Origin of the sequence: Ferrimonas balearica (assembly GCF_019802085.1) — a bacterium.
Lineage (GTDB): Bacteria > Pseudomonadota > Gammaproteobacteria > Enterobacterales > Shewanellaceae > Ferrimonas > Ferrimonas balearica_B.
The window spans coordinates 243,999-270,250 of record NZ_JAHVHV010000005.1 but is presented as its reverse complement, the minus strand read 5'-3'; the positions used below and the strand labels follow the sequence as shown (position 1 = coordinate 270,250).

Genomic DNA, 26,252 nt, shown 5'->3' with positions numbered 1-26,252 from the left:
CGACACCCGATCCAAAAAAGGAGGCCCCAGGCCTCCTTTTTTATTGGGCTTACCCCTTGGGCGGGCCGAAGCTGATGAAGATGTTGGCGGTCAGGCGACCGCTGCCGGGATTGGCGTCGATGTCGGTGTCCGGGTTGACCTGGATGGAGTGGAGCAGGTTGCCCGGGTAGATGGCCAGGCGGTTTTGCCGGTAGTCGATGCGGTGATAGCACTCGTACTCGGCGTTGCTCTGCACCAGGTAGCGTCCGGGCTCGGTCATCAGCCGGTCCAGGCCCGGCTGGGCCGCGGCGAAGTAGGCCTCGCTGCGCGCCGGGGAGACCCGCTCAAAGCCGGTGCTCCGGTGGCGAAACAGCGCCGTGGCGCCGTGGGGGCCGGGATTGAGGTAGTGCAGCAGGGCGAAGTAGTAGGGCTCCGGGGTGTCGAAATGGGGCAGGCGCTGCAGCGGCACCAGGTCCGCTTCGTTTGTGGTCACCAGGGAGAAGCTGAAGCCCCGGGGCTTGAGCGTCAGGCCCGGCGGCACCTGGTAGTGCTGGCGAATGAGTGGCACCGCCCGGTTGACCACGTCGATGACGTAGGAGGGGGGCAGCGGCGCCCGCACCCCCGGGTAGAAGGCCCCCTGGGCGGGCGCGAAGCGGGCCTGCTCGCACGCCACCTGGCACAGGGGCGCCACCGACTCGGTGGCCTCGTCCACCACCAGGACCGGCGTCCTCTCCTCCCCCACCCGCTGCACCTGCACCGGCCAATGGGGGCTCAGGGTCACCACCCGCCGTTTGGGATCCATCACATCCGGCGTGACCACCCTCAGGCCTCCGTTTTCGACGGGCAGTAGTGGCGGATAAAGTCCATGTGGGGCGGGTGCGCCTCCACCTTGCGCTTCACCGTGGCCCGGATGTTGCCCAGGAAGGCCTCCAACTCGGGATCGCTCATCATGTCGACGATGGGGTGGTAACTCTTGGGCAGGATCCCCTGCCCCATCATCACCTGGATCCAGGAGCTCTCACCAAACAGCTCGTTGCCGTGCTTGTAGACCTTGGCGGCCTCGGAAAACATCTCGATGCGGTGGGCCAGGGACTCGGGTACGTCCATGGTGCGGCAGTGGTTCCAGAAGCGGCTGTCGGTGCGCTCGGTGACCTTGTAGTGCAGCACGATAAAGTCGCGGATGTTCTCCATCTCCTCCAGGGTCTGGGCGTTGAACTCGTTGATGTCCGCCGCCACCAGGCCACCGTTGGGGAACAGCTGCAGCAATCGAATGATGCTGCGCTGGATCAGGTGGATGCTGGTGGACTCAAGGGGCTCCAAAAACCCGCTGGAGAGGCCGATGGCGACGCAGTTCTTGTTCCAGTGCTGACGCCGGGTGCCGGTTCGAAAACGGATCACCCGGGGCTCGGTGAGCATCTCCCCCTCGAGGTTGTCGGTCAGCACCTGCTTGGCCTCGTCGTCGCTCCAGTACTTGCTGCAGTAGACGATGCCGTTGCCGGTGCGGTTCTGAAGGGGGATCCGCCACTGCCAGCCCGAGGCGTGGGCGATGGAGCGGGTGTAGGGGGGCGGCGTGCCCACCGAGGTGGTCTGCACAGCGATGGCCCGGTCACAGGGCAGCCAGTGGCTCCAGTCGTCGTAGCCGGTGTTGAGGGTCTGCTCGATCAGCAGGGCGCGAAAGCCGGTGCAGTCGATAAAGAGATCCCCCTCCAGACGTTCACCGTTGTCCAGCACCAGGGCCTCGATGTGGCCGTTCTCGCCGTTTTGCGCCACCTCGACAATCTTGCCCTCCACCCGGCGGGCGCCGTACCCCTCGGCAAAGCGACGCAGGAATTTGGCGTAGAGGGTGGCGTCCATGTGGTAGGCGTGGTTGAGATCCTGGTTGGGCAGCACCGCAAAGCGCCCGGCCCGGCCAGCCAGGTGTTCGGTGCAGTAGTCGCCGATCTCAGACACCATCCCCTTCTGCTGCCCCTTGACCCAGAAATGCTGGAAGCCGCAGGCCCAGCAGTCCTTGCCGAGGAAGCCGAAGGAGTGCAGGTAGTCCTGGCCCCGCTCCCGCCAGTTCTCAAACTGGATCCCCAGTTTGAAGGTGGCGTTGGTGGCCGCCATCACCTCCGGCTCTTTCAGGCCCAGCAGGCGGTGGAAGATGTGCAGGGTGGGAATGGTCGCCTCCCCCACCCCGACGGTGCCGATCTGATCCGACTCCACCAGCACCAGATCGATGGTTTTGCCCATCAGTTTCGACAGGGCCGCGGCCGCCATCCAGCCGGCGGTGCCACCACCGGCGATCACCACCCGAGTCTTCTTTCCTTCCATGACTGGCTCTCCCTCTTTTGCGCCGGTGTCGCCCGGCTTATCGTTTGAGTTTGTTGGTCAAATCCGCTCGCAGCTTGCGGGCGTTCATCTCGTCCAGGGGCGTGGACAACCAGCCCCGGGCCGCCTCCGGCAGGTGCGCCAGATCCTCTGGCTCGGCGTCGAACACGTAGTGGTCGAACATCGCCTTCCAGGCCTGACGCTGGGCCTTGGGCAGCGAGCGCAGGGCCAGGATCCCGTGCAGCAGCGCGTTGTTGGGACGGCCCAGGTAACCCGGTGTGTCCCGCCACCAGTGGGTCAGCAGCACATTGAAATCCGCCTCACTGCGCACGTGGTGCCACCACATGCTGGGCAAGAAGAGCACATCCCCCGGGGCCAGTTCGGCGGTCAATGCCGCGGCCTGGGCCTCGGCAAAGCGGGGAAACCGCTCAAGATCCGGCGCATCAAAGTCCACCAGGCTGATGTCCTGGCCGCCGGGGGCGAACTCCATGGGGCCGATGTAGAGGTTTTTCACCTGCTCCGGCGGGAACAGGGTGAAGGTGCGCCTTCCTACCAGGTTGCAGGCCAGGTTATGGGGAAAATCGAAGTGGGCGGCGATCCGCGCCCGGTTGCCCAGCCACAGGTGGGCCATGGGGCGCACCCCCTCCAGGCTCAGCCGATGTGTCGGCGCCAGGCCCGGGAAGTAGTGGTCCAGATCCGTGGAGCCCACGTAGACCCCGGCCGGGTCCGCCTGGCCCTGCTGGGCAAAGAGCGTGTCAAGCACCTTGGCCAGGGGCAACTTGCCCGCCTGGTAGTTGAAGCCGTCCATCGCCTCGTTGTAGAACACCCGCCCCTTCTGCTCCGGCGGCAGGTAGTAGGCGATGACCGGATCCCCGCGGTAGCCCTCCAGCAGCAGCCGGGCCGCCTCGTCATCACTGCGCAGCCCCGCCTGCACCAGGGGCCAGTCCCGACACAGACCCCGGATCACCAGGGGGGTGTCCCTGTCCTGGATGAGGGCATCGAGACTGCTGGCCGTCTCGGCGGCGATGGCCTCCACCGGCGTGATGGCGTTCATCAGGCGGCGCTCTCGGCCAGGCGGTCGTTCACCACCTGCATCAGATCCCGCACCCGGGCCTGGGAGGCCAGGCTCAGGTAGATCGCCTGCAGGTAGCCGGCCTGGTGCAGCGCCTCCAGCGCCGGGCCGCCCAGCTGGGCCAGGGTCGATTCGTTGATGGTGTAGAAGCCGATCATCTGGTGGGAGTCGCCGTTGTCCAGGGTCAGCTCCAGGGTGAAGGCCTCCAGCAGATCGTGGGTCAGCAGGGCATCAACAAAGCCCTTGCTGTCCTCCATCCCCTGGTGGATCACCTCCAGCATCTCGGCCATCTCGTCCAGGTAGGGGGTGTTGCCGCCGTAGGGTTGGAACAACGGCTCCCCCTCGGTCAGGCTCACCTTGGGATGGTCCAGGTCGATGTGGATCACCCGCTGGTGAACCGCCATTCCGTCCTCCTGCACCGTCTGCTGACCGATAAGGAAGGGTTGCCGACGCACCGTCAGGGGCACGTAGGAGGCGCGCCAGCCCTGCTCATCCAGGAACAGGTTGTCGTCGCGGCGAAAGCCAAACAGCGCCACCGGGTGGAACTGGCCGTTGCCCGGGTCCTTGTAGAAGAAGATGGGGTAGTGGGCCTGCACCGCACGAAACTCCTGGGGGAAGGTGGGGGTGAACCACTGGTTGTCCCCCAGCTCCGCCCCGTGGCGGGTGATGATGCGCAGATCCTGGTGTTCAACGCTGTTCAGTAAAACGGGTTTGCCCATGTGCCTCTCCCTGGTCGTTGTTGTTGGTTTGGGGTTTAAATCTTTGAAAATCCGAATTCCTGCACCTTCTCCAGCAACGCCCTGTTGGTGGGGAGGGTGCGCATGAGCGCCTCGGTGCGCTGGCGGTTCTGCTCGAACAGCTGGTGCGCCTGGCGCTGGTGTGAGGGTTTGCGCTGAGCCGGCGGCTCGGTGACAAAGCCCATGCCGTACAGCACGTACTGGTAGCTGGCGGCGGGAAACAGCGGTCGCTTGTATTCGATGTCCGACTCCGACGGCGCCTGGTGACGCCACAGTGCCAACAGGGCCTGCAGCGACTCGGGCACCGAGGCGGCGTCGCGGTGATCCCGCCAGTAGTCCGACAGCTCTCGCTGGCTGATGACGTAATGCAGCTTGAGAAACTCGATGATCTGCTGCCAGTGCAGGCGATAGCGGCGGTTCACCCGCGCGGCCACCGTCGCCATGGTGGCCCGGGTGGGGGGCAGTTGCTCCGCCACCAGGGTGGCGGTCTGCTCGATCATCGCCAGGGCCGAGGCCTCCAGCGGTTCGATAAAGCCCGCCGCCATGCCGATGGCCACGCAGTTGCCCTGCCAGCACACCGCCCGATGACCGGGGTTGAAGGCGATGGTGCGGGCGTCGCTGACCTCCCGGCCCAGGTAGCGGCGCAGCACCGCCTCGGCCGCGGCCTCGTCGCTGTGGGCCGCGGAGTACACCACCCCCACCCCGCGCCGGGTGGGCAGGCCGATGTCCCACACCCAACCGGCCTCGTGGGCGGTGGACAGGGTGCAGGAGGCGATGGGCGCATCGGGGCGCTCGTAGGGCAGTTGCACCGCCAGGGCGCGGTCATTGAACAGCACCGAGCGCTGCTCGATAAAGGGCACCTTGAGCTGCTGCCCCAGCAGCAAGGAGCGGATCCCGGTGCAGTCGATAAAAAGATCCCCCTCGATGGGGCCACGCTGGCGGGTCACCACCGCCTGGATCCCACCCTGATCGTCGGGACAGACCCGCTCGACGTGGTCGCAGACAAAGTGCACCCCGAGCCGCTCGGTGCAGTGCTCCTTGAGCAGTTGGCTGAACTTACCGGCGTCCAGGTGGTAGCCGTAATTGAACTGGAAATGGTATTGCGGCGTAGCCAGGGTCTTGGGGGCCAGGTGCGCGTCGGCCACCGGCCCCTGACCGCACACCGCCTCGGCGAAGCTGACCTGCTGACGGTGGGGCAACCAGTGGGGCGCGATGTCAAACTCCGGCTGACCCACCGGCAGGGTAAAGGGGTGGAGATAGCGGTCCGGCTGCGCCGACTCCGAGCGCCATTGCCGAAACTCGGAGCCCTGCTTGAAGCTGGCGTCGCAGCGCAGCAAAAACTCGGTTTCGCTGATCCCCAAGGTGTTCAGGGTCTGACGCATGGAGGGCCAGGTGCCCTCCCCCACGCCGATGGTGGCCACCTCGGGGGATTCGATAAGGGTAATGTGGAGCTTGGGCTTGGGGGCCAGTTGGCCCTGGTCGACGTTGTGGTGGGCCGCCAGCAGACCGGCGGTCAACCAGCCGGCGGCCCCGCCACCGACGATCACCACCCGCTCGACTCGCTGCTGCGTCCCTACTGCCATGTCCTTGTACTCCTTGTCAGCCGGTCGCGCAAAAGGCGACTCGGCCGCGGTCTGCCGCCGCATCAGCGGCAAAAAGAAACCGCTTTCATCCTGTGGTCCACCTTACTACAGGGGTCCGGTGAGGCCAACGGTTTTGCCCCGCCGACCGGTCATAAAAAAGGGGGCAACACACCGCGTTGCCCCCATGGGAGATAGCCAATGCCGGGCCGTTAGAAGGTGTAACGGGCACCGAGGCTATAACGAGCACCCGTTTGGGTGTAGTTGAGCACCTGGTTCCAGGCTCGACCGTGCACCCGTACTTTCTCGTCGGTGACGTTCAGGCCTTCAACAAACACCGTCAGACCCTTCAACACCGGGATGTCGTAGCTGACGCTGAAGTCGATCTGGTAGTACTCCTCGGTGTACTGAGGGTTACCGCCGGTCCCCTGGCCGGTGGAGTTCAAGAACTCGTCCCGCCAGTTGTAGGCCACCCGGGCCTGGAAGCCGTAGTTCTCGTAGAAGGCCACCACGTTGGCGGTGTCACTGATCCCGACGATCACCTCCTGCGGCGCGTCACCTTCGCGGCCCAGGTTGGCGTTGTCGTAATCTTCCCCCGCGTCCACCAGGGTGTAGTTGGCCTGCACCCCGAAACCGGTATCCCAGAACAGGTGCTGTATCGCAAACTCCCAGCCATCGAAGTCCAGCTCGTCGCTGGTGTTGCTCGGACGGTTGATGAGGAAGTCCATCAGCGGGTCATCCGGGCCACCGAGTATCTCCACGTTGCCGTTGGCCTCGTTGACGCTCACCAGCGGGCTGGGGTTCGGGGAGTCCGGACCGTAGTTGTCCAGGATCCACTGGCGCTGCTCCGGTGCGGTGCTGGCGCCGTTGGCGATCGCTTCCTGCACCAGCAGGCCGGCGGCCGGGTTGGTGATGCCGTTGACGTTCTCATCGAACGGGGTGTTGTCGATGAAATTGGTCACGTCCTTGCGGAAGTAGCCCACGGAGACGTAGCTGGCTTCGTCGTAGTACCACTCGGCGGAGAGGTCGTAGTTGGTGGACTCGAGGGGCAACAGGCCCGGGTTACCCCCGCTGCCGCTGCCGCCACCCCGGTTGGCCAGGGTACCCAGCACGGTGCCGCCCTGGATGGAGACGTAGTCCGGTCGACCGATGGTCTCGCTGTAGGCCGCCCGCAGGTAGAGATCGTCCATCACTTCGATGTTGAAGTTGACGTTGGGCAACCAGTAGTCGTAGCTCCCGGTACGGGTCTCGAACACGCTGCCGCCAGTGCTGTTCAGGGCGATCTCGGTCTCGGCGATCCAGGTGGCGCTGTCGTACTCCACCACCTTGGCGGTGGAGGTCACGTCGGTGTCCTCGTAGCGCAGGCCGATGTGGAAGTCGTAGGGCATGGTGCCCCACTCACCGACGTAGTTGTACTGGAAGTAGGCCGAGATGGACTCCTCCAGGGTGTAGCGGTCGGTGTCGAAGTTGGTGGTGGGGCAGAAACCGTTGCCACAGTCGCCCACAACGCTGGAGGCGTAGTTGGCGGCGGCGTAGTTACGCACGGCGTCGAAGTCCCACAGGAAGATGGTGTTCAGCGGCATGGTGCTGGCGCTGCCCTGGTAGAGGGAGAAATCGCCTTTGGAGCCGTCGAACTGGTCCAGCACCGTCCCTTCCGGGAACCAGGCCGGGTCCAGATCCCCCGGGCCACCCACGCCGCCCCAGTCGTTACGCTGAACGTTGGAGGACTGGGTGCGGTTGTCCACGTCGGTCATGGCCAGACCGAAGTCGATGCTGCCGCCATGATCGAACAGGTACTCACCGAACAGCTGGGTCTGTTCAATCTCGGAGCGGTTCTTGTTGTAGCCGAACACCGAGCCGGTGACCCGCATGTCGGTGGGGTCCAGCGGGTTGTCCATGCCCACCGCCAGCACCGGGATCTCACCGGTGAAATCGGTGGCGGCGCTGTTACGGATAAAGGCCGCGGTGCTCAGGGTGTTGCTGCTGCCCCAGGGGCTGTTGGGGGTCTCTTCGGCGTAGGAGTTGTGGTAATCCAGCTCCAGGCTCAGCTTATCGTTGACCGCCCAGGTCAGGTTGATCCCCAAGGAGCCGCTCTCGTCACGGGTGCCGAAGTCACCGGCGGCCATGGAGAGATCCGCGCCGCCACCGGGGTAGGTTTCGGAGTAGATAAGGGGTGAGGAGACCGGTCCGTCGCTCCAGGTGTTTTCACTGGGTACGAAGGTGAACCAGGCGGACACGTCGTTGAACTGAGTGTCCACGTCGTTGCGCATGTAGGTGTAATCCACGGTGGCGCGCAGCGAGTCGATGGGCTCGTACTGCAGCACCAGCTGACCGTTGGTCCGCTTACGCTGCTGCTCTTCGAAGCGGTAGACGGTGGTCTGCGGGACGCTGTAGACGTCGTCGTCACCGGGACGGTTGATCTGGTTGTCGTCCTTGGGCACCCCGCCCCACTCGGCGTTGTTGCCACTCCAGTCCTGGTCGACGATGCCGGGGAAGCTGCGCCAGCCGGTGCCCACCTGGGCCTGACGGTTGCCGCTTTCCCGCTCCTGGTAACTGGCGGAGATCAGCACGCCGAACTTGTCGTCGGCAAAGGTCTGGGAGTAGAGGCCGGAGACCTCGGGGGTGATGTCGCCATCGCGGCTGGAGTCGTCATCCACCGCCTTGACCCCGAAGGTGGCCTTGAGGCCCGGGGAGTTCAGCGGACGATGGGTCAGCACGTTGATGGTGGAGCCGATGCCGCCGGTGGGGTTCTTGGCCTGGCTGGTTTTCTCCACCACCACGGCGCTCACCGCCTCGGAGGCGATGTTGGCAAAATCGAAGGAGCGCGAGCCGGTGGTCACCGGCATCTGACGCTGGTTGAGCATCACCAGGTTGTAGTCCGGACCGAAGCCCCGTACCGTCACCCGGCTGCCTTCGCCGTTGGAGCGGTCGATGGACACCCCGGTGATCCGCTGCAGGGATTCCGCCAGGTTGGTGTCCGGGAATTTACCGATGTCCTCGGCGTTGATGGCGTCCACAACGCCGTCGGAGCCGCGCTTCATGTCCATGGATTTGACCAGGCTGCCGCGGATCCCGCGCACCTCGATCACTTCCACCTGGTCCGCTGAATCCTCGTCGGCCGCCACAACCGGCACGGCGACGCCCATCCCCAGTGCCAGTGACAAGCTGGTGGCCAGCTTGGTCCGTTTAAAGGTTACAGAGTTCATCCCCTCTCCCCTGTCGAGTCGTTTCTCTGGTACAACTTTCTGTTTTTAAAATCCGGTCGACGGAAACATGTACCACTGACTCATCTTTCCAATCCCTTGAGCGCAAAATGAAAGCGCTTACATTCAACCTAAGTGAGATGGTGCCATATGTCAATGAAATGTTGACTTTTTGTTTATGCGGCCATTTTTTAGATTAATGTTCTGATTTTTATGGAAATTTAAGACAGGAATGCGCCGGGGATCCGCCTAGGGCTCCCCGGTCAATGAGGGTAAAAACCGAAATAATGTTGCGGTCAGATCTTGCCGACGGAGTCGCGCACCACCAGCTCGGGCACGAACTCACCCACCACGGTCACCTCGCCTTTCTGATAGACGTGTTTTAGCACCCAAAGCGCCGCCATCTGCCCCATCTGGGCGATGGGGTTGCTGACGGTGGAGAGTTTGGGGGTGGTGTACTGGGGGAAGCGGACGTTGTCATAGCCCATCACCGAGAGATCGCTGGGCACCGACAGACCCCGCTCCATGGCGGCGGCGATGGCGCCGGAAGCCATGCCGTCGTTGGCACAGACCAACGCGGTGAAGGGACGGCCCTGCTCGAAGAAGCCGTTCACCCCGGCCCGGCCGCTGTCCTCCTGGAAGTCGCCCTCGAAGAACAGCGCCTCATCAAAGGCGAGCCCCCGCTCCGCCAGGGCCCGTTTATGGCCGGCCAGGCGCTGGCGCACATCCAGCTTGTAGAGGGGGCCGGAGATGTAGGCCACCTGCTGGTGCCCCTGCTCCAACACATGCCGGGTGGCCAGGTAGCCCCCCAGTTCGTTGTCCAGGAAGATGCAGCGATCGGCGATGCCGTCCACGTAACGGTTAATGAGCACTATGGGGGTGTCCCCCCGGCACAGCTCCACCAGGTAGTCGTCGGACACCGACTCGACGTCCAGGATGAGGGCATCACAGCCGCGGTTGAGGAGAAACTCCACCCCCTCCCGCTCCTCGGCCTCGTTGCCGTGGCCGGCGGCGATGATCACGTGCTTGCCCGCTTCGCGCAGGGCGCCCTCGATCTTCGCCATCATGGTGCCGTAGTAGGGCCCCTCCAGCTGGGAGACCAGCACCCCGACGCTGTCGGAGCGGTTGGAGGCGAGGGAACGGGCGATGGCGTTGGGCCGGTAATCCAGCTTCTCCATCGCCTCGAGCACCTTGCGCCGGGTCTTTTCGCTGACCTTGGCGTTGTTGTTGACCACTCTGGACACGGTCGCCAGTGAGACTCCGGCCATGACCGAAACGTCGTAGATGGTAGCCATAAGTAATCCGATTCACTCTCCAAACGTGGGCAGTCTAACACTAACTTATTGAGTCAAACCATTGGTTTGCATGGTCATCTTCTCCACCTTGTGGGCGTCGAGCTTGTACCAGCGCATCACCACCGCCACCACCAGCGAACCGATGGCCGGGTAGAGGGTGAAGGAGATAAGGATCCCGGCGGTCGCCTCCGGGGACTGGACGCTGTCCGGCTGGTAGCCGTAACCGGCCAGCAGCCAACCGGCGGCCGCCCCGCCCACCGCCAGGCCCAGCTTGATAAAGAAGATCACCGAGGAGTAGACCAGGCCGGTCACCCGCACCCCGGTCTTGTACTGACCGTAATCCACGGTGTCCGCCATCTTGGCCCACAGCAGCGGGGTGGCCATGTTAAACAGGCCGCACCAGAGCATGTAGGCGCCAAAGGCCAGGCCGTGCTGTTCCGGGCCTATCCAGTAGGCGCTGACGCAGGCCAGCGCCGCCAGCAGCTGCAGCCCGATGTAGGCCTTCACCTTGCACACCCGCTTGGCCAGGGGCTGGGCGGACATGCAGCCGATGATGTTGGCCACCATCCCCAGGGTGATGAACAGAGTGATGCTGTTCGGCGCCCCCAGGTAGTACTTGACGTAGTAGATGGCCAGGGTGGTCTTGAGCACGTTGCCGGTGAGCAGGAAAAACGCTGCGACGCAGAGCACCCGCCACTGGTCGTTCTGCCACAAGGAGGCGAACAGGGTCTTGAAATCCCCCTCCTGCTCCGCCGGCGGATGCAGCCGCTCCCGGGTGCCCCAGAAGCAGGCCAGGAACAGCCCTACCCCCAGGCAGCTCATCGCCATCATGGTGAGCTGGTAGCCCTTGGCCTTGTCCCCCTGACCGAAGTACTCCACCAAGGGCAGGGTCAGGCTTGAGACCAGCAGGCCGCCGAGCATGGCGAACACAAAACGGTAGGATTGGACCGACACCCGCTCCTTGGGATCCGCGGTCAGCACCCCGCCCAGGGCGCAGTAGGGGATGTTGATGGCGGTGTAGACCATCATCAGCGCCGTGTAGGTGACAAAGGCGTACACCATCTTGCCCTGGGGCGAGAGATCCGGGGTGGTGAAGGCCAGCACGCTGATAAGGCCAAAAGGCAGGGCAAACCACAACAGGTAGGGGCGGAACTTGCCCCAGCGGGTTTGGGTGCGATCCGTGATGCTGCCCATCAGGGGATCGGTCACCGCGTCGATGATCCGCACCACCAGGAACATGGTGCCGACAAAGGCCGGTGAGATCCCGAAGATGTCGGTATAGAAGTAGGTGAGGAACAGCATCACCGTCTGGAACACGATGTTGCTGGCGGTGTCCCCCAAGCCGTAGGCGATCTTTTCCTTGGCGCCAACCATGTGCGACTCCTTGCGCTTTATCGTTTTCGTTATGGCGTTTCAGTCCGGGACTGGATGAAGTCCCGGTAGGCCAGGCCGCTGTCCTTGATGATGCGTCGCTGACTGGGATAGTCAACGTACACGATCCCGAACCGTTTGAGGTAGCCCTCGGCCCACTCGAAGTTGTCCATCAGGCTCCAGGCGAAGTAGCCGCGCACGTCCACCCCCTGCTCGATGGCATGATGCAGCGCCTCCAGATGGCGTTGGTAGTAGCGGGTGCGGTCCTCATCCTGCACCCCTTCGCCCTGCCACTGGTCCGCCATGGCGGCGCCGTTTTCTGTGATGTAGACCGGTGGCAGGGGGTAGCGCCGGTGCAAAGAGACCAGCAGATCCGTCAGCGCCTGGGGGTAGACCTCCCAGCCGATGTCGGTGCGCTCCACCGCCTCCAGGTGGACGGTCTGAAAGGGCGCATCCGCGGCCGCCTGGTACACCTCCCGGGTGTAGAAATTGACCCCGAGAAAATCCAGCGGGTGCCCGATCACATCCATGTCGCCGGGTTCGATGGTCGGTTTCACCGCTTCCGGCAACGTCTCGATGATCTCGGGGTAGCGCCCCTCGAACAGCGGCCGGATGTACCACTGGTTGATGTAGTCGTCGGCGTAGGCCGCCGCGGCCCGGTCCCCCTCGCTGTCGCTGTGGGGGTAGCAGGGGGTGAAGTTGAGCACGATGCCGCTTGGGGTGTCGGGGCAGTTGCGCTTGAGGACCGCCATCGCCAGGCCGTGGGCCAGCAGCAGGTGGTGGGCCGCCTGGCGCCCGTAGGCGGGCTGGGCCAGCCCCGGGGCGTGAATGCCCACTTCGTACCCCAGGTAGGCGCTGCAGAAGGGTTCGTTCAAGGTGGCGTAGGCGTGGACCCGGTCGCCGAACAGACGGCTGGCCTTATCGGCGTACTCGGCGAAGCGGTAGGCGGTGTCCCGGTTGAGCCAGCCGCCGGCGTCCTCCAGGTGCTGGGGCAGGTCCCAGTGGTAGAGGGTGACGAAGGCCTTGATCCCCCGGGCCTTGAGCCCATCGAGCAACTCGAGGTAGAAGCGGGCCCCGTCCGGGTTGACCGAACCGTCCTGATTGAGCAGCCGGCCCCAGGAGATGGAGAGGCGATAGGCGTCCACTCCGAGGGACTGGATGAGGTCCAGATCCTCGGGCCAGCGGTGGTAGTGATCGCAGGCCACCTGGCCATCGGAGCCATCCCGAACTTTGCCGGGGGTGGCGCAGAAGGTGTCCCAGATGCAGGGTTGACGGTGCTTGGCGCCGCCCTCGATCTGAAAGGAGGCGGTGGCCACGCCGTAAAGAAAATCGCGCTGGCGCAGCCGCGAGTCGTGGGGAAGTTCCAATTTCATGCTGTTGCTTGTCATCCTGTTCGCTGTCGTCGGAAGCGGTGTGCGAGACCACGCGGCCGGTGCCAATGACGTCCGACCCTCACCCTGGGCCTCGGTGCCCTCCCGGCCCCGAGCGCCCCCCGCTGGCGGTGCGCTGCGCCGCTCTGTTCGTAATGCCATTCGGCGGCGTTGACTTCTTATTCACATTGCGCCAACAATGTAAGCGCTTTCATGAGACTAGTGATTGCGGGATGCCAGGTCAACCGTTGACGACAAATCCGTTGCCTGGGCATTGCACTCCGGCCTTCACACCGATACCAACAACAACGACTCCGGGAGAAGCAAGATGGCAGACACCCCCCTATCCACCGACGCGGCCGCCCCGCTGGCCCACGCCAAACCGGGCCAGTACCGATTCGCTCTGGTGGCCCTCACCTCGCTGTTTTTTATGTGGGGCTTTCTGACCTGCCTCAACGACATCCTGATCCCCTACCTCAAGGGGCTGTTTGAACTGAACTATACCCAGGCGATGCTGGTGCAGTTCTGCTTCTTTGGTGCCTACTTCCTGGTCTCCATCCCGGCGGGGGCCCTGGTGGGCCGCATCGGCTACCAGAAGGGGATCGTGGTGGGCCTGGTGGTGGCCTGCATCGGCTGCTTGATGTTCTACCCCTCCGCCAGCTACGCCTCCTACTGGATGTTCCTCGCCGCCCTCTTTGTCCTGGCCTCGGGGATCACCACCTTGCAGGTGGCCGCCAACCCCTACGTCAGCGTGCTGGGGCCGGCGGAAACCGCCTCCTCCCGCCTCACCCTGACCCAGGCGTTCAACTCCTTCGGCACCACCGTGGCGCCCTTTTTTGGCAGCTGGCTGATCCTCGCCGCCGCCCACGACCCCAGCCTGGAGCCCACCGCCGCCGACGTCCAGGTGCCCTACCTCATCCTGGCCGGTGCCCTCTTTGTGCTGGCGCTGGTGTTTATGGTGCTCAAGCTGCCGCTGCTGGGGCTCAAAGCCCCCGCCCAGGCCGGCAAGGCACTGGCTGGTAACGCCTGGCGCTACCCCCACCTGGTGCTGGGCGCCGTGGGGATCTTTGTCTACGTGGGCGCCGAGGTGGCCATCGGCAGCTTCCTGGTCAGCTTCCTGGCCCAGCCGGAGATCGGCGGCCTGAACCACGCCGAGGCGGCCAACTACATCGCCTACTACTTCGGGGGCGCCATGGTGGGCCGCTTTATCGGTGCCGCCGTGATGCAGAAGGTGCCCGCCGGCAAGGCCCTGGCCTTCAACGCCGTCGGCGCCGTGCTGCTGGTCAGCGTTGCCATGATGAGCAGTGGCACCATGGCGATGTGGTCTCTGCTGCTGGTGGGGCTGTGCAACTCCATCATGTTCCCCACCATCTTCAGCCTGGCCATTCAGGATCTGAAGCAGCACACCAGCCAAGGCTCCGGGATCCTCTGCCTGGCCATCGTCGGCGGGGCCATCATCCCCATGCTGGCGGGTCTGGTGGCGGACCAGTGGGGGATCCAGGTGGCCTTCGTATTGCCGCTTATCTGCTACGCCTACATCGCCTTTTATGGTACCAAGGGCAGCCGGGCCCCCCGGCCGAGCCTCTGATTCCGCCGCCGGTGCACCCTGGCACCGAGCGAAACTGTTCAACGACTTAGGGATGAATCGATGCAACAACCCCAGACCCCAAGCCGGCCCACAAGAGTCGGTGCCCTGGTGGCCCTGACCCTGACCGGCGCCCTCTGTAGCGCCCTGGCCGGCTGCTCCGGCTCCGAGTCCCAATCCGACGCGGCGCAAAGCGAGGCCCCCCAGGCCTTCAACTCCGCCAACGGGTACCTGGTCAATGGCCAGGCCACCGACATCACCCTCTGGCCCGAACTGACCCTGCCCGCCCAGGGTGACGCCGAGTTGGAACAGCGGGTGGATGACCTGCTGGCAAAAATGACGGTAGAGCAGAAGGTGGCGCAGATGATCCAGCCGGAGATCCGCGCCATTACCGTCGAGCAGATGCGTCAGTACGGCTTTGGCTCCTACCTCAATGGTGGCGGGGCCTACCCCAATGACGACAAGCACGCCACGCCCCAGGATTGGATCAACCTGGCGGAGGCGATGTACCAGGCGGCGATGGACGACAGCGTCGACGGCATTGCCATCCCGCCCATCTGGGGCACCGACGCGGTGCACGGCCACAACAACGTCATCGGCGCCACCCTCTTTCCCCACAACATCGGCCTGGGGGCAGCCCGCAACCCGGAGCTGATCGAAGCGATCGCCGCGGCCACCGCCACCGAGGTGATGGTCACCGGCATCGACTGGGTGTTTGCCCCCACGGTGGCGGTGGCCCAGGACGACCGCTGGGGCCGCACCTACGAAAGCTACGCCGAAGATCCGGCGGTGGTCCGCGACTACGCCCGGGCCATCGTCGAGGGCCTGCAGGGCGCCGCGGACCAGGACTTTCTCTCGGACCGGCGGGTGATCGCCACGGTGAAGCACTTCCTTGGGGACGGCGGTACCGAGGGCGGGGACGACCAGGGCGACACCCTGGCCTCCGAGCAGGAGCTGTTTGAGATCCACGGTCAGGGTTACGTCGGCGGCCTCAGTGCCGGCGCCCAGACGGTGATGGCCTCCTTCAACACCTGGCACGGCAGCAAGCTGCACGGCAACCCCTACCTGCTCACCGACGTGCTGAAAACCCGCATGGGCTTTGACGGTCTGGTGGTGGGAGACTGGAACGGCCACGGCCAGATCCCCGGTTGCAGCAACGAATCCTGCGCCCAGGCGATCAACGCCGGTTTGGACATCTTTATGGTGCCCAACGACTGGGAACCACTGTTCCACAATACCGTCGCCCAGGTCAAAGACGGCACCATCGCCCAAGCGCGGGTGGACGATGCGGTGCGCCGCATCCTGCGGGTGAAGTTCCGCGCCGGGCTGTTCGACAAGCCCAGCCCCGCCCAGCGCCCCCTCTCCGGCAAAACCGAGCTGATTGGCCACGCCGACCACAGGGCCATCGCCCGTCAGGCGGTGCGCGAATCCCTGGTGCTGCTGAAAAACCAGGACAACCTGCTGCCCCTGCGCCCGGACATGACGGTGATGGTCACCGGTGACGGCGCCGACAACATCGGCAAGCAGTCCGGTGGCTGGACCATCACCTGGCAAGGCACCGGCAACCAGAACAGCGATTTCCCGGGCGCCACCTCCATCTACCAGGGGATCGCCGAGACCGTCACCGCCGCCGGCGGCCAGGCGGTGCTCACCGAGCAGGGCCAATGGACCCAGGCCACGCCCCCGGACGCCGCCATCGTGGTGTTCGGCGAGGAACCCTACGCCGAAGGTCACGGCGACCTGGACAACCTGGAGTACCAGCGGGGCAACAAGCAGGACCTGGCACTGCTCCAGCGGTTGCAGGCGCAGGGGATCCCCGTGGTGGCGGTGTTCCTGAGCGGGCGTGCCATGTGGGTCAACCCGGAGCTCAACGCCTCCGACGCCTTTGTCGCCGCCTGGCTGCCGGGCAGCGAAGGGGCCGGGGTGGCGGATCTGCTGTTCACCGATGCCGACGGCCAGGTGCGCCACGACTTTACCGGGATCCTGCCCTTCTCCTGGCCCGCCACACCACAGCAGGCCCGGGTCAATCTGCAGGACAGCGACGCCGCGCCGCTGCTGCCCTACGGCTATGGCCTCCAATACGGCCAGCCCAGCACCCTGTCCAGCGCCCTGAGCGAGGACAACGGTCTGGCACAGCAGCAGGTTACCACCCGCGCCCTGTTCGAACAGGGGGTTAAGGCGCCCTGGGCGATGCTGATGGGGGCCCGAATGGGTGACAAGGAGAGCTCGTCGGCCATCAGCAGCAGCGTGCAGAGCAACGCGGTTCTGACCCTGCGCACCCAGGACCGCCAGGTTCAGGAGGATGCCCGGGCCCTGAGCTTCAACGGCGAAGGCCTCGGCTGGGTACGCCTGCAGGCCAACTTCCCGGAGGACCTGCGGGCCTACGTCGAAGCCAACTCGGCACTGACCGTGGAGTTCCAGGCCAGTCAGCCCATCGAAGGCCCCCTCTACCTGGGCATGGCCTGCGAAGGCGACTGCCTGGGCACGCTGGCTGTCCAGGACGCCATCAACCAGCTCGATGGCCAGTGGGGCACCATCAGCATCGATCTGGCCTGCTTCGCTCAGCAGGGGGTGGATTTTGCCAAGATCACCTCGCCCTTCATCCTCGGCAGCGAGGCCCCGGCGGCGCTGAGCTTCGGCACCATCATGCTGGAGCCCGGGGCCGGCCCCGACGCCACCCTGCGCTGTCCCCGCTGACGGCCAGCAAAATAAAACAGGAGGCGTAAGCCTCCTGTTTTATTTAGTAAGTTCCTGTTTCCTTAATTCAAATTCGGTTTATCCGCCCTTTTCATCCCGGCCCGGCACCGCTATGTTGTGCAGGAATCCCACGCAACGGATGGAATGCCCCATGTCCACGATCATTACCCTGGTGGTGCTGGCCGCCCTCGCCCTCTACGTGGTGAGCATCTTCAACAAGCTGGTGAGCCTGAAAAACCGCCACCAGAACGCCTTTGCCCAAATCGAGGTGCAGCTCAAGCGCCGCTACGATCTCATCCCCAACCTGGTGGAGACCGCCAAGGGTTACCTCAAGCACGAGCGGGAGACCCTGGAAGCGGTGATCAGCGCCCGTAACCAGGCCCTGGCCGGCCTGCAAGCCGCCAGCGCCGATCCCACCTCCGCCACCGGCATGGCCCAGCTGGGGGGCGCCGAATCGGCCCTGACCTCCGCCCTGGGTCGGCTCAACGTGGTGATGGAGGCCTACCCGGATCTCAAGGCCAACCAGAACATGATGCAGGTCTCCGAGGAGCTGACCACCACGGAGAACCGGGTGGCCTTCGCCCGCCAGGCGTTCAATGACGCGGTTACCGCCTACAACAGCTACAAGCAGCAGTTCCCGCCGGTGCTCTTTGCCGGGGCCTTTGGCCACGGCCAGGACGCCAATCTGCTGGAGTTCGAGGACAGCGCCGCCATCCAGGCTGCCCCCAAGGTGCAGTTCTAAGGACCCGTTACGATGGATTTTTTCGCCCAGCAGGACCAGGCCCGCCGTCGCACCGGGCAGCTGGTGGGACTCTTCCTGCTGGCGGTGCTGTGCATCGTCGCCCTGATCAACCTGCTGGCCCAGGTGGTCTTCGTTACGCTCAACCCACCGGCCCCGGGGCAACAAGTCCCCTCGCTGGTGGAGCGCCTGCTCTCCCTGGACACCCTGATGATTGGCCTGGCCACCGTGGCCGTCATAGGCCTGGTCAGCCTGTTCAAGTGGCTGATGCTGCGCGGTGGCGGTCGGGCGGTGGCGGAGTCCATGGGGGGCCGTCGGCTGAACGCCAACCAGGCCAATGCCCAGGAGCAGCGCCTGCTGAACGTGGTGGAGGAGATGGCCATCGCTGCCGGCACCCCGGTGCCCCCGGTCTACCTCCTAGAACACGAGATGGGGATCAACGCCTTCGCCGCCGGCCACGGCCCCAAGGATGCGGTGATTGGCGTCACCCGCGGCACCATGGAGAAGCTCAGCCGCGACCAGCTCCAGGGGGTGATCGCCCACGAGTTCAGCCACATCCTAAACGGCGATATGCGTCTGAACCTGCGCCTGATGGCGGTGCTGGCGGGGATCCTCTTTATCAGCCAGATTGGTGAGCTGCTGATGCACGGCAGTCGCGGGCGCAGCAAGGAGAGCGGCCAGGTGGCGCTGTTGGGGCTGGGACTTCTGATCCTCGGTTGGGTCGGCACCTTGTTCGGCAAGGCGATCAAGGCGGCGGTCAGCCGCCAGCGGGAGTTTCTCGCCGACGCCTCGGCGGTGCAGTTCACCCGTAATCCCAGCGGCATCGCCGATGCCCTCAAGCTTATCGGCGCCGACCAGTACGGCAGCGGCGTCGATCACCCCAAGGCCACCGAATCCAGCCACCTGTTTTTCGGCAACATCCGCCCCAAGACCGCCTGGCTGGCCACCCACCCGCCGCTGGAATCGCGGATCCGCGCCATCGAGCCGACCTGGGACGGCAGCTACGCCGAGGTGGTCAAACGGATGCAGCGTCGCCAGGCGCCGCCAGAGCCAACAACGTCTACCGCCCAATCGGCCCGTCCGGATCCCCAGCAGCTGATCACCGGTGCCCTGCTGCTGGCCGCCCTGCCCGAGGTGCTCAAAGACGCCAGTCACGAACCGGAGCCGGCCCGGGAGCTGGCCCTGGCCCTGATGTGGCCGGACAACCAGCCTCAGCTGCTGCCCCAGCTGGCCCCTGCGGTCCGCCGGGGAGTCGACACCCTACGCGAGCAGCTCTCGGCGCTGGACCCCCAACAGCGACTGACCCTGGTGGAGATGCTGCCTCCGGCTCTGCAACAGCTCTCCGAGCCCCAGCAGCAGGCGCTGCTGACCCAGCTCGACGTCCTGTGGCAGGCCCAACCGGACCGGCTGGGCCCCTGGTGCACCTGGCAACTGCTGCGCCATTTCCTCACCCCCATCCCCAAGCGAGTTAGCCGCCAGCAACGCACCGAGGGGGGCCTGGCACTGCTGTCCCTGCTGGCCCATGTGGGTCAGGACGACCCCGAGGAGCAAAAGAAGGCGTTTTTCCGCGGCGCCAACAGCCTGACCGCCTACCAGGCCAGCTTCCCGGACCGCGCCGACTGGCAGCGTGCCAGCGACACCCTGCCCTGGCTCAGTCAATCGCCGCCGATGGAGAAGCAGCGGCTGATCCGGGCGTTGGTGCTCTGCGTCAACCAGGATGGGGTGGTAAGCGACGCCGAAAAGGTGATGCTGCAGGCCCTGTCGCTGATCCTGGACGCGCCCATCGAACCCACCCTGCGCTGAGCGCCATGGGGGCGTTGGCCCCGCAACACCCTGGACTCGCCAACCGCACACGCCTGCCCCTTGGGCGGGCGTGTGCGATTGGCTGGAAACGACAGGATGACAGGAAGAACAGAGAGACGGGATCAGGCGTTGGGGCGAGGCGGGTCTTCAAACTCGTCCAGGCGCTGGGCGGACATCTCCCCCTCGGCGCTCAGCAGGTAGAGGTACTCACACAAAGTGCCGCAGTCGGGGCAGCGGCCCCGGGCATTGACCACGCAGCGGTTGCCCGCCAGCGGGGTGATATTGCCGTGCACCTGGGGCAGTTCAATGTAGGTGCCACAACTGTCGCACTCGGCCCGAAACCCCTTGAATGAGGCCCCGTTTTCGAAGCGATAAGGCAGCAAATCCTTAAGGGGGGGAAGCAGAGTCCATTCTATTTCACCACGAGTGACTCTGCGCATCGGCAAGGCTCGGCAGTTAATAGAGATTTAAATCTAGTCGAGAAGCGCTTTTGCGACAGTGAGAATCGAATTAATTTCCCCTTGATGAGTGACTTCGCCGATTCGGCCCCCTATCATCAAACGCACAAACGGATATTGTATGCAATTATGATCTCACTGACCGCCGAACAGGTGCACCGCGCCCTGCCCTTCGACACGCTGATCCCGGCCCTGGCGCAGGCCTTTGCCGAGGGGGCCACAGTGCCCCTGCGCCACCACCACGACATGACCAACCCCGGTCATCGGGAAACCACGCTGCTGCTGATGCCCGCCTGGCAATCCGGCGATAAGGCCGGGGTCAAACTGGTGACCGTGGCCCCCCACAACCAGGACAGGCCCAGCATCCAGGGGATCTACCTGCTGCTGGACCTGCCCACCGGCACCCCGGAGCTGATGCTGGATGCCCCGGCCCTGACCGCCCGGCGTACCGCCGCCGCCTCCGCCCTGGCGGCCCGCTACCTGGCCCCCCACGGCGCCGACACCCTGCTGATGGTGGGTACCGGCACCCTGGCCCCGCTGCTGATTGAAGCCCACTGCCAGGTCCGCCCCCTTCGCCGAGTGCTGATCTGGGGCCGAAAGCCCGCCAAGGCCCGGGCCCTGGCCGAGCGACTCGCCCCCCTGGGGGTCGCCCTGGAGGCGGTGGACTGCCTGGCCAGCGCCGTGCCCCAGGCGGAGATCATCAGCGTCGCCACCCTGTCCCAGACGCCGCTGATCCAGGGCCGTTGGCTGCGCCCCGGGCAACACCTTGACCTGGTGGGGGCCTACCGACCGGACATGCGGGAGGCGGACGACGAGGTGGTGCGCCGCTGCACCCTGTTTGTGGACAGCCGGGAGGGCGCCCTTAAGGAGACCGGCGATCTGGTCCAGCCCCTGGCCCGGGGCGTCATCACCCCCGAGCGGATCCAGGCCAGCCTGTTCGAGCTGACCCGGGAGGCCCACCCGGGCCGGACCTGCGAATCTGAGATCACCCTGTTCAAGTCCGTCGGCCACGCCCTGGAAGACCTGGCCGCCGCCCGTCTGGTGGAGCGCCACCACAAGGAGACCCCATGACCCATCAAGCGCGCCGCCGCGCCCTGTGCCACCAGCTGGACGCCAACTGTGCGGTGATTTTGGCCGCTGCCCCCCAGCGCACCCGTTCTAAGAACCAACCCTATCGCTTTGTCCAGGACAAGGACTTTCTCTATTTCACCGGCTTCGACGAGCCCGACGCGGTGGCGGTGATCCGCCCCGGCCACGCCGAGCCCTTCGTGCTTTTCTGTCGCCCCCGGGACCCGGAGGCAGAAACCAGTTTCGGCGCCCGGTTGGGGCCCCAAGGGGTGGTGGACACCCTGGGGGCGGATCGCGGTTACCCCCTGGCGCAGCTCGACGAGGTGCTGCCCACCTTGCTGGAGGGGCGTACCCGGGTGCTGCTGGGAGACGAGGAGCAGCGCCTGACCCAGCGGGCCTGGGGCTGGGCCAACCAGCAGCGGCGCAGCACCAAGTTCGACCAGCGGCGCCACTTTCGCAGCCTGGAGCCCCTGGCCGGCGTGGCCCACGAGATGCGGGTCATCAAGTCCGAGACCGAGATCGCCCTGCTGCGCCACGCGGTGAGCGCCGCCTGCGACGCCCATCGGGTGGTGATGACTCACACCGCCCCCGGGGTGAACGAACGCCAGCTCAGCCAGGCGTTCAACGCCACTTTGGCCCACTGGGGCTGCGAGAGCGATCCCTACCCCAACATCGTCGCCGGGGGGGAGCGCGCCCTGTGTCTGCACTACGACTGCAACGACCAACCCCTGCTTGCCGGGGAGCTGCTGCTTATCGACGCCGGGGCCGAGTATCAGGGCTACGCCTCGGACATCACCCGCACCTACCCGGTCAGCGGTCGCTTCAGCGCCCCCCAGCGCCAGCTGTACGAGCTGGTGCTGTCGGCCCTGGACGCCGCCATCGCCGAGGTGGCCCCCGGCGTGCCCTGGGGGCGGCTCTATGACACCGCCTGTCGGGTCCTGACCCAGGGCCTGTTGGAGCTGGGGATCCTCGAGGGCGAGCTGGAAACGCTGTTGGACCAGCAGGCCCACAAGCGATTCAGCGTGCACAAGACCGGCCACTTCCTGGGGCTGGATGTACACGACGTCGGCCAGTACCGCCAAGCCGATGGTCAGTGGCGCCCCCTGGCCCCGGGCATGGTGCTGACCCTGGAGCCGGGGCTCTACATTCCCAGTGATGCCGAGGACCTGGATCCCCGCTGGCGGGGGATCGCCGTGCGTGTTGAAGATGACATACTGGTCACTCATACTGGCGCCGAGAACCTCTCCGCCTCGGCTCCGCGCACCGTGGACGAGCTGGAGCGACTGGTCGGCAGCCAACCCATCACAAGGAGTGTCCATGTCCCTGCCCATCCTCACCCTGAGCTGCGGTGACAGCACCCTGACGGTGACCCCCTTCGGCGCCCAGGCGCTGGGCTGGCGCCAGGGGGAGCAGCAGCGGCTCTGGCTCAGTCGAACGGCGCTGATGGACGGCAGCGGCCCCATCCGCGGCGGCGTGCCTTTGTGCTTTCCCTGGTTCGGCAAAGACCACCCGGGCCCCAGCCACGGCTTCGCCCGCACCCGGCTTTGGCAGGTCGCCCAGCAGGAAGCGAGTGCGCAGCAGGCCCGCCTGGTGCTGAGCCTGTGCGACGACGAGGCCACCATGGCCCTGTGGCCCCACCGCTTCGAGGCCCAGATGGCCTATTGCCTGACCCCGGACAGCCTGTCGATGAGCCTCACCGTCACCAACACCGACCGGGCCCCCTGGGCCTTTACCGCCGCCCTGCACAGCTACCTGGCCGCCGACCTGCCGGGCCTCAGCCTGGGGGAGCTGGCCTACCGCCCCTACCTGGACAAGCTGTCCGGCGGTGCCAAGGCCCGCTTCGAGCCCCCCTGCCCGCCGGTGCCGGTGGATGCCGTGGTGCCACAGCTGGACCGGGTGGTGCTGCCCCAGGAGCGCGGCGCCTTGACGGTGGCCAACGAGGGCCACGACGCCATGGTGATCTGGAACCCCGGTGCCGAGGGCGCGATGGGGATCGGTGATCTCCACCCCGGCGGCGAGCAGGAGTTCCTCTGTCTGGAGAGCGCGCGGGCGCTCAGCTCCCTGACCCTGGCCCCCGGGGCCAGCCACACCCTGCATCAACGGCTGAGTGCCGTCTAACTTAATTTCAAATTAAGCAAGGCGAGAATTACTGCTTATTTATATTTTTCAGTAAGTTACTAGCTAAACCTAAGCTGAACCAATGCAATCGCCGGCGTATGTGATCCCGGCCCGTTGTCTCCCTCGCCCCCGCCCTCTAGTCTGCCCGCTCCTGAACGACCTTGAGGCGACCCCGATGACCCCATCCCTGTCCGCCCGGCTGATGAAGCTGGGCCTTAAATTGGCCCTGCTGGCCGCCGCTGCCGGCCTGATGGTGTTTTTCACCGGGCTCAGCACCGTCCACGGCCAGGATCTGCCGGTGGATTACTTCGCCGAGGTGCCGGCGATCATGGTGCTGCTGGACGCCGAGTGGTTTATGGGGTTCCTCTTCGTGGTCACCCTGGCCCTGGTGGTGTTGCTGCTCAAGCTGCTGTGGAACCTGCATGAGATCCCGGTGCACAAGGCCCAGGGCGAGAACCACCTGCTCACCAAGGTGATCTTCGGTCTTTGCCTGTGCGGTCTGTTCATCAACAAGGCCTGGTGGGTGCTGGCCATCATCCTGGCCTTTACCCCCTGGAACGCCATCGGCGATCACCTCTCCCGGGTGATCCGGGCCGGCATGCAGAAGGAGACCCGTCAATGAAAGAGATCATGATCCCCTACGCGCTGCTGATCTGGCTGCTGGTCAAGCTCAAGGTGATGCCCTGGAACCTCAAGACCCAGTTCTGGTCCACCGCCATCGGCGTCTTCATCCTGGCGATGCTGTTTACCGGCAGCCGCTACTGGGCCTACGTGGACCTGACCAACTCCGCCACGGTGCGGGCGCCCCAGGCGATCCTCTCCCCCCTGGTGGGCCAGCAGGTGGACGAGGTGTTCGTCACCCACAACCAAAAGGTGCAGGCCGGCGATCTTATCTACACCCTGGTGGATGAGGAGACCGCCGCCCAGGTGGCCTCCCTGGAGGCCCAGATCAAGGCCACCCGCCGCAAGATCGACGCCCTCTACACCCAGAAGGCGCAGAACAAGCGGGACCTGGCCCGTCAGGAGGCGCTGGAGGATTTCGCCAGTGAGCAGAGCCGGGACGATCTCACCACCCAGGTGGCGACCCTGCGGGCGGAGATCCAGTCCGCCGAGGCCCAGATCGCGTCTGTGCAGGCGGAGCGGCGTCGGGTGGAGTTTCTGCGGGACCGTCAGCAGGTGGTGGCGCCCTTCGATGGCCAGTTATCGGTGGTGAACCTGGCCGCCGGCAGCCGGGTTGGCAACATGCACCTGTACGATACCAGCCGGAAGTTTCTCGAGGTGCGGGTGGCGGACCAGTTCTACGGCCACCTGGTGGAGGGCGCCTTCACCGAGTTCTACGTGGACGCCTACCCGGGGCAGATCTTCCGTGGGCGGGTGCACTCGATACGCCCGGGCACCGGTGAGGCCAGCTTAAGCCCCGTGGCCGGGGACCCCATGACCCGCCAGTTCGTTGGCCGGGGCATGAATTCGGTGGGCCGTACGGTGATCATCGAGTTCGAGGAGCCCGAGGGGCTGGAACTGCCCATCGGCGCCGTGGGCTCGGCCTGGATCTCCGGCACCAAGCCCCACTCCGCCCTGGGCTTTATCGACATCATCGGTGCGGCCACGGTGCGCCTGAGTGCGCTGAAGGCCTACTTCAAGGCCCTGTAAAGCGCCGGGGGGAGAAGGGCGCCAGCGGCGCGCTCTGCCCCTGGAGCACCGCATCCGCCAGCCAGGCACCGCTCACCGCCGCCTGGGTCAGCCCCAGGTGCTGGTGGCCAAAGTTGAACCACACCCCGGGGGCGGCGGCCCCCATCACCGGAAGGGAGTCGGGCAGGCTGGGCCGATACCCCATCCAGCGTTCGGCCCCTTTGCCCTCAAGCCCCGGCAGCAGCGCCTGGCCATGGGTCAACAGGATGTCCGCCCGGCGTGGGTCCATGGGGGCGGCCAGCCCGGCAAACTCCACGGTGCCCGCCAGGCGGGTGCCGCCGGCCATGGGGGTGATGATAAAGCTGCGCTCGTAACTGCTCACCGGCCGGGTCAGGCCACTGTGACCGGGCAGCATCAGGTGATAACCCCGTTCGGTGTCCAGGGGCAGGCGGTGCCCCACCCCCGCCGCCAAGACTTTGGAGTGGGCCCCGGCACAGAGGATCACCTCACGGGCCACCAGGCGCTCTCCACCCTCCAGCACCACGGTGCCCCCCGGCTCGATGGCCGCCACCGACACCGCCCTGTGACGGGCTCCCTGCTCGCGAAGTCGCTGCCAGATCCCCAGGCTCAAGGCATAGGGGTCCGGGGTGTGACCGGTATCGGTAAACCAGATCCCCCGCTGCACCGCCTCCGACAGCGCCGGCTCCAACGCCCTGAGCGCCGCCCTGTCCAGGTAGCGGGCCGCCACCCCCTGGCTTAGGTACTGGGCCAATATCCTCTGCACCTTGGCCTCGTCGGTCCGCTCAAACACCAGCAAAGAGCCTTCGCGCACCAGGTGCGACTCCAGCCCCCACTCCCCAAGCAGCGCGCCCCACTGGGCCAGGGCCGCTTCATTGAGCCGGCGCAGCGCCTCGGTGTTTCGGGCCCGGGCCCCGGCGCGCATGTTGAGCAGGAAGCGGCCAAACCAGGGCAGGGCCCGAAGCAGGTAACCCAGGCGGATGCGAAAGGGCCCCAGGGGGTCCAGCAGCATCCCCGGCAGACGGGGCAGCAGCGCCGGATCCGCCAAAGGGAACACCTGCTCGGTGGCAAAGTGGCCGGCGTTGCCGTAGGAGGTGCCCTCCCCCGGCCCCAGGGGGTCCAGCAGCAGCACCCGGCGGCCGGCGCGGCTGAGCGCCGCGGCCGTGGTCAGCCCCACCACCCCGGCACCGACGATCACCACATCTTCGTTGTTCATCGCC

Annotated in this window: 20 protein-coding genes; 9 read left to right on the top strand and 11 right to left on the bottom strand. The window is 65.6% G+C overall.

What is annotated here, in order from left to right; all coding sequences use genetic code 11:
• Positions 1-49: 49 nt before the first annotated feature.
• The 9 genes from KUV81_RS17955 to KUV81_RS17915 all read right to left on the bottom strand — a co-directional run bounded on the left by KUV81_RS17955 (position 50) and on the right by KUV81_RS17915 (position 12,920).
• A complete protein-coding gene (locus KUV81_RS17955) occupies positions 50-799 on the bottom strand; it encodes a DUF6445 family protein (RefSeq protein ID WP_222545267.1) in 750 nt (249 codons plus the stop codon).
• A gap of 2 nt (positions 800-801) precedes the next feature.
• Positions 802-2,292, bottom strand: coding sequence for a tryptophan halogenase family protein (locus KUV81_RS17950; RefSeq protein ID WP_222545266.1), 1,491 nt, complete (start codon positions 2,290-2,292; stop codon positions 802-804).
• Positions 2,293-2,329: 37 nt separating this feature from the next.
• Positions 2,330-3,343, bottom strand: a complete 1,014-nt coding sequence (locus KUV81_RS17945; RefSeq protein ID WP_222545265.1) for a cupin-like domain-containing protein — start codon at positions 3,341-3,343, stop codon at positions 2,330-2,332.
• Complete coding sequence (locus tag KUV81_RS17940) at positions 3,343-4,080, bottom strand: SapC family protein (protein ID WP_222545264.1); 738 nt, start codon at positions 4,078-4,080, stop codon at positions 3,343-3,345. Before KUV81_RS17940 ends, KUV81_RS17945 begins: the two co-directional genes overlap by 1 nt.
• 35 nt (positions 4,081-4,115) lie before the next feature.
• Positions 4,116-5,681, bottom strand: a complete 1,566-nt coding sequence (locus KUV81_RS17935) for a tryptophan halogenase family protein (RefSeq protein ID WP_222545263.1) — start codon at positions 5,679-5,681, stop codon at positions 4,116-4,118.
• A gap of 209 nt (positions 5,682-5,890) precedes the next feature.
• Positions 5,891-8,884: a TonB-dependent receptor gene (locus tag KUV81_RS17930; protein ID WP_222545262.1), complete on the bottom strand. Its 2,994-nt coding sequence runs from the start codon at positions 8,882-8,884 to the stop codon at positions 5,891-5,893.
• A 293-nt stretch (positions 8,885-9,177) separates the two neighbouring features.
• Positions 9,178-10,176, bottom strand: coding sequence for a LacI family DNA-binding transcriptional regulator (locus tag KUV81_RS17925; protein WP_222545261.1), 999 nt, complete (start codon positions 10,174-10,176; stop codon positions 9,178-9,180).
• A gap of 45 nt (positions 10,177-10,221) precedes the next feature.
• Entirely contained in the window at positions 10,222-11,550 is a 1,329-nt protein-coding gene (locus KUV81_RS17920) for a glycoside-pentoside-hexuronide (GPH):cation symporter (RefSeq protein ID WP_222545260.1), read from the bottom strand.
• Between the two features lie 29 nt (positions 11,551-11,579).
• Positions 11,580-12,920 (bottom strand): GH1 family beta-glucosidase, encoded by a 1,341-nt coding sequence (locus KUV81_RS17915; protein ID WP_222545259.1) that lies wholly within the window; start codon positions 12,918-12,920, stop codon positions 11,580-11,582.
• A 325-nt stretch (positions 12,921-13,245) separates the two neighbouring features.
• On the opposite strand from KUV81_RS17915, the gene KUV81_RS17910 reads away from it, so the two are divergent.
• From KUV81_RS17910 to KUV81_RS17895, 4 genes are all read left to right on the top strand, one after another.
• Positions 13,246-14,505, top strand: coding sequence for a sugar MFS transporter (locus KUV81_RS17910; RefSeq protein ID WP_222545258.1), 1,260 nt, complete (start codon positions 13,246-13,248; stop codon positions 14,503-14,505).
• A 60-nt stretch (positions 14,506-14,565) separates the two neighbouring features.
• Positions 14,566-17,199 carry a glycoside hydrolase family 3 protein gene (locus tag KUV81_RS17905; RefSeq protein WP_222545257.1) on the top strand — a complete coding sequence of 878 codons (2,634 nt, stop codon included), beginning with the start codon at positions 14,566-14,568 and terminating at the stop codon, positions 17,197-17,199.
• A gap of 151 nt (positions 17,200-17,350) precedes the next feature.
• Entirely contained in the window at positions 17,351-17,941 is a 591-nt protein-coding gene (locus KUV81_RS17900) for a LemA family protein (RefSeq protein ID WP_222545256.1), read from the top strand.
• 12 nt (positions 17,942-17,953) lie between these two features.
• Positions 17,954-19,741 (top strand): M48 family metallopeptidase, encoded by a 1,788-nt coding sequence (locus tag KUV81_RS17895; protein ID WP_222545255.1) that lies wholly within the window; start codon positions 17,954-17,956, stop codon positions 19,739-19,741.
• 122 nt (positions 19,742-19,863) lie between these two features.
• Here KUV81_RS17895 and KUV81_RS17890 read toward each other — a convergent pair whose 3' ends face one another.
• The gene (locus KUV81_RS17890) at positions 19,864-20,124 is read right to left on the bottom strand and encodes a hypothetical protein (protein ID WP_222545254.1); all 261 of its coding nucleotides are present in this window, start codon (positions 20,122-20,124) and stop codon (positions 19,864-19,866) included.
• Positions 20,125-20,328: 204 nt separating this feature from the next.
• Between KUV81_RS17890 and KUV81_RS17885 the strand changes: the two genes are divergently transcribed.
• The 5 genes from KUV81_RS17885 (at position 20,329) to KUV81_RS17865 (ending at position 25,035) form a co-directional block, all read left to right on the top strand.
• Positions 20,329-21,270 (top strand): ornithine cyclodeaminase family protein, encoded by a 942-nt coding sequence (locus tag KUV81_RS17885; protein ID WP_222545253.1) that lies wholly within the window; start codon positions 20,329-20,331, stop codon positions 21,268-21,270.
• Positions 21,267-22,619 carry an aminopeptidase P N-terminal domain-containing protein gene (locus KUV81_RS17880; RefSeq protein ID WP_222545252.1) on the top strand — a complete coding sequence of 451 codons (1,353 nt, stop codon included), beginning with the start codon at positions 21,267-21,269 and terminating at the stop codon, positions 22,617-22,619. The genes KUV81_RS17885 and KUV81_RS17880 overlap by 4 nt, the downstream gene beginning before the upstream one ends.
• Positions 22,585-23,385 (top strand): D-hexose-6-phosphate mutarotase, encoded by an 801-nt coding sequence (locus KUV81_RS17875; protein ID WP_222545251.1) that lies wholly within the window; start codon positions 22,585-22,587, stop codon positions 23,383-23,385. The genes KUV81_RS17880 and KUV81_RS17875 overlap by 35 nt, the downstream gene beginning before the upstream one ends.
• 175 nt (positions 23,386-23,560) lie before the next feature.
• Positions 23,561-24,007 carry a magnesium transporter gene (locus KUV81_RS17870; protein ID WP_222545250.1) on the top strand — a complete coding sequence of 149 codons (447 nt, stop codon included), beginning with the start codon at positions 23,561-23,563 and terminating at the stop codon, positions 24,005-24,007.
• The gene (locus tag KUV81_RS17865) at positions 24,004-25,035 is read left to right on the top strand and encodes an HlyD family secretion protein (RefSeq protein ID WP_222545249.1); all 1,032 of its coding nucleotides are present in this window, start codon (positions 24,004-24,006) and stop codon (positions 25,033-25,035) included. The genes KUV81_RS17870 and KUV81_RS17865 overlap by 4 nt, the downstream gene beginning before the upstream one ends.
• Here the strand turns inward: KUV81_RS17865 and KUV81_RS17860 are convergent.
• Positions 25,022-26,248 (bottom strand): NAD(P)/FAD-dependent oxidoreductase, encoded by a 1,227-nt coding sequence (locus tag KUV81_RS17860; protein ID WP_222545248.1) that lies wholly within the window; start codon positions 26,246-26,248, stop codon positions 25,022-25,024. The two genes, KUV81_RS17865 and KUV81_RS17860, sit on opposite strands and share 14 nt — an antisense overlap.
• Positions 26,249-26,252 lie beyond the last annotated feature (4 nt).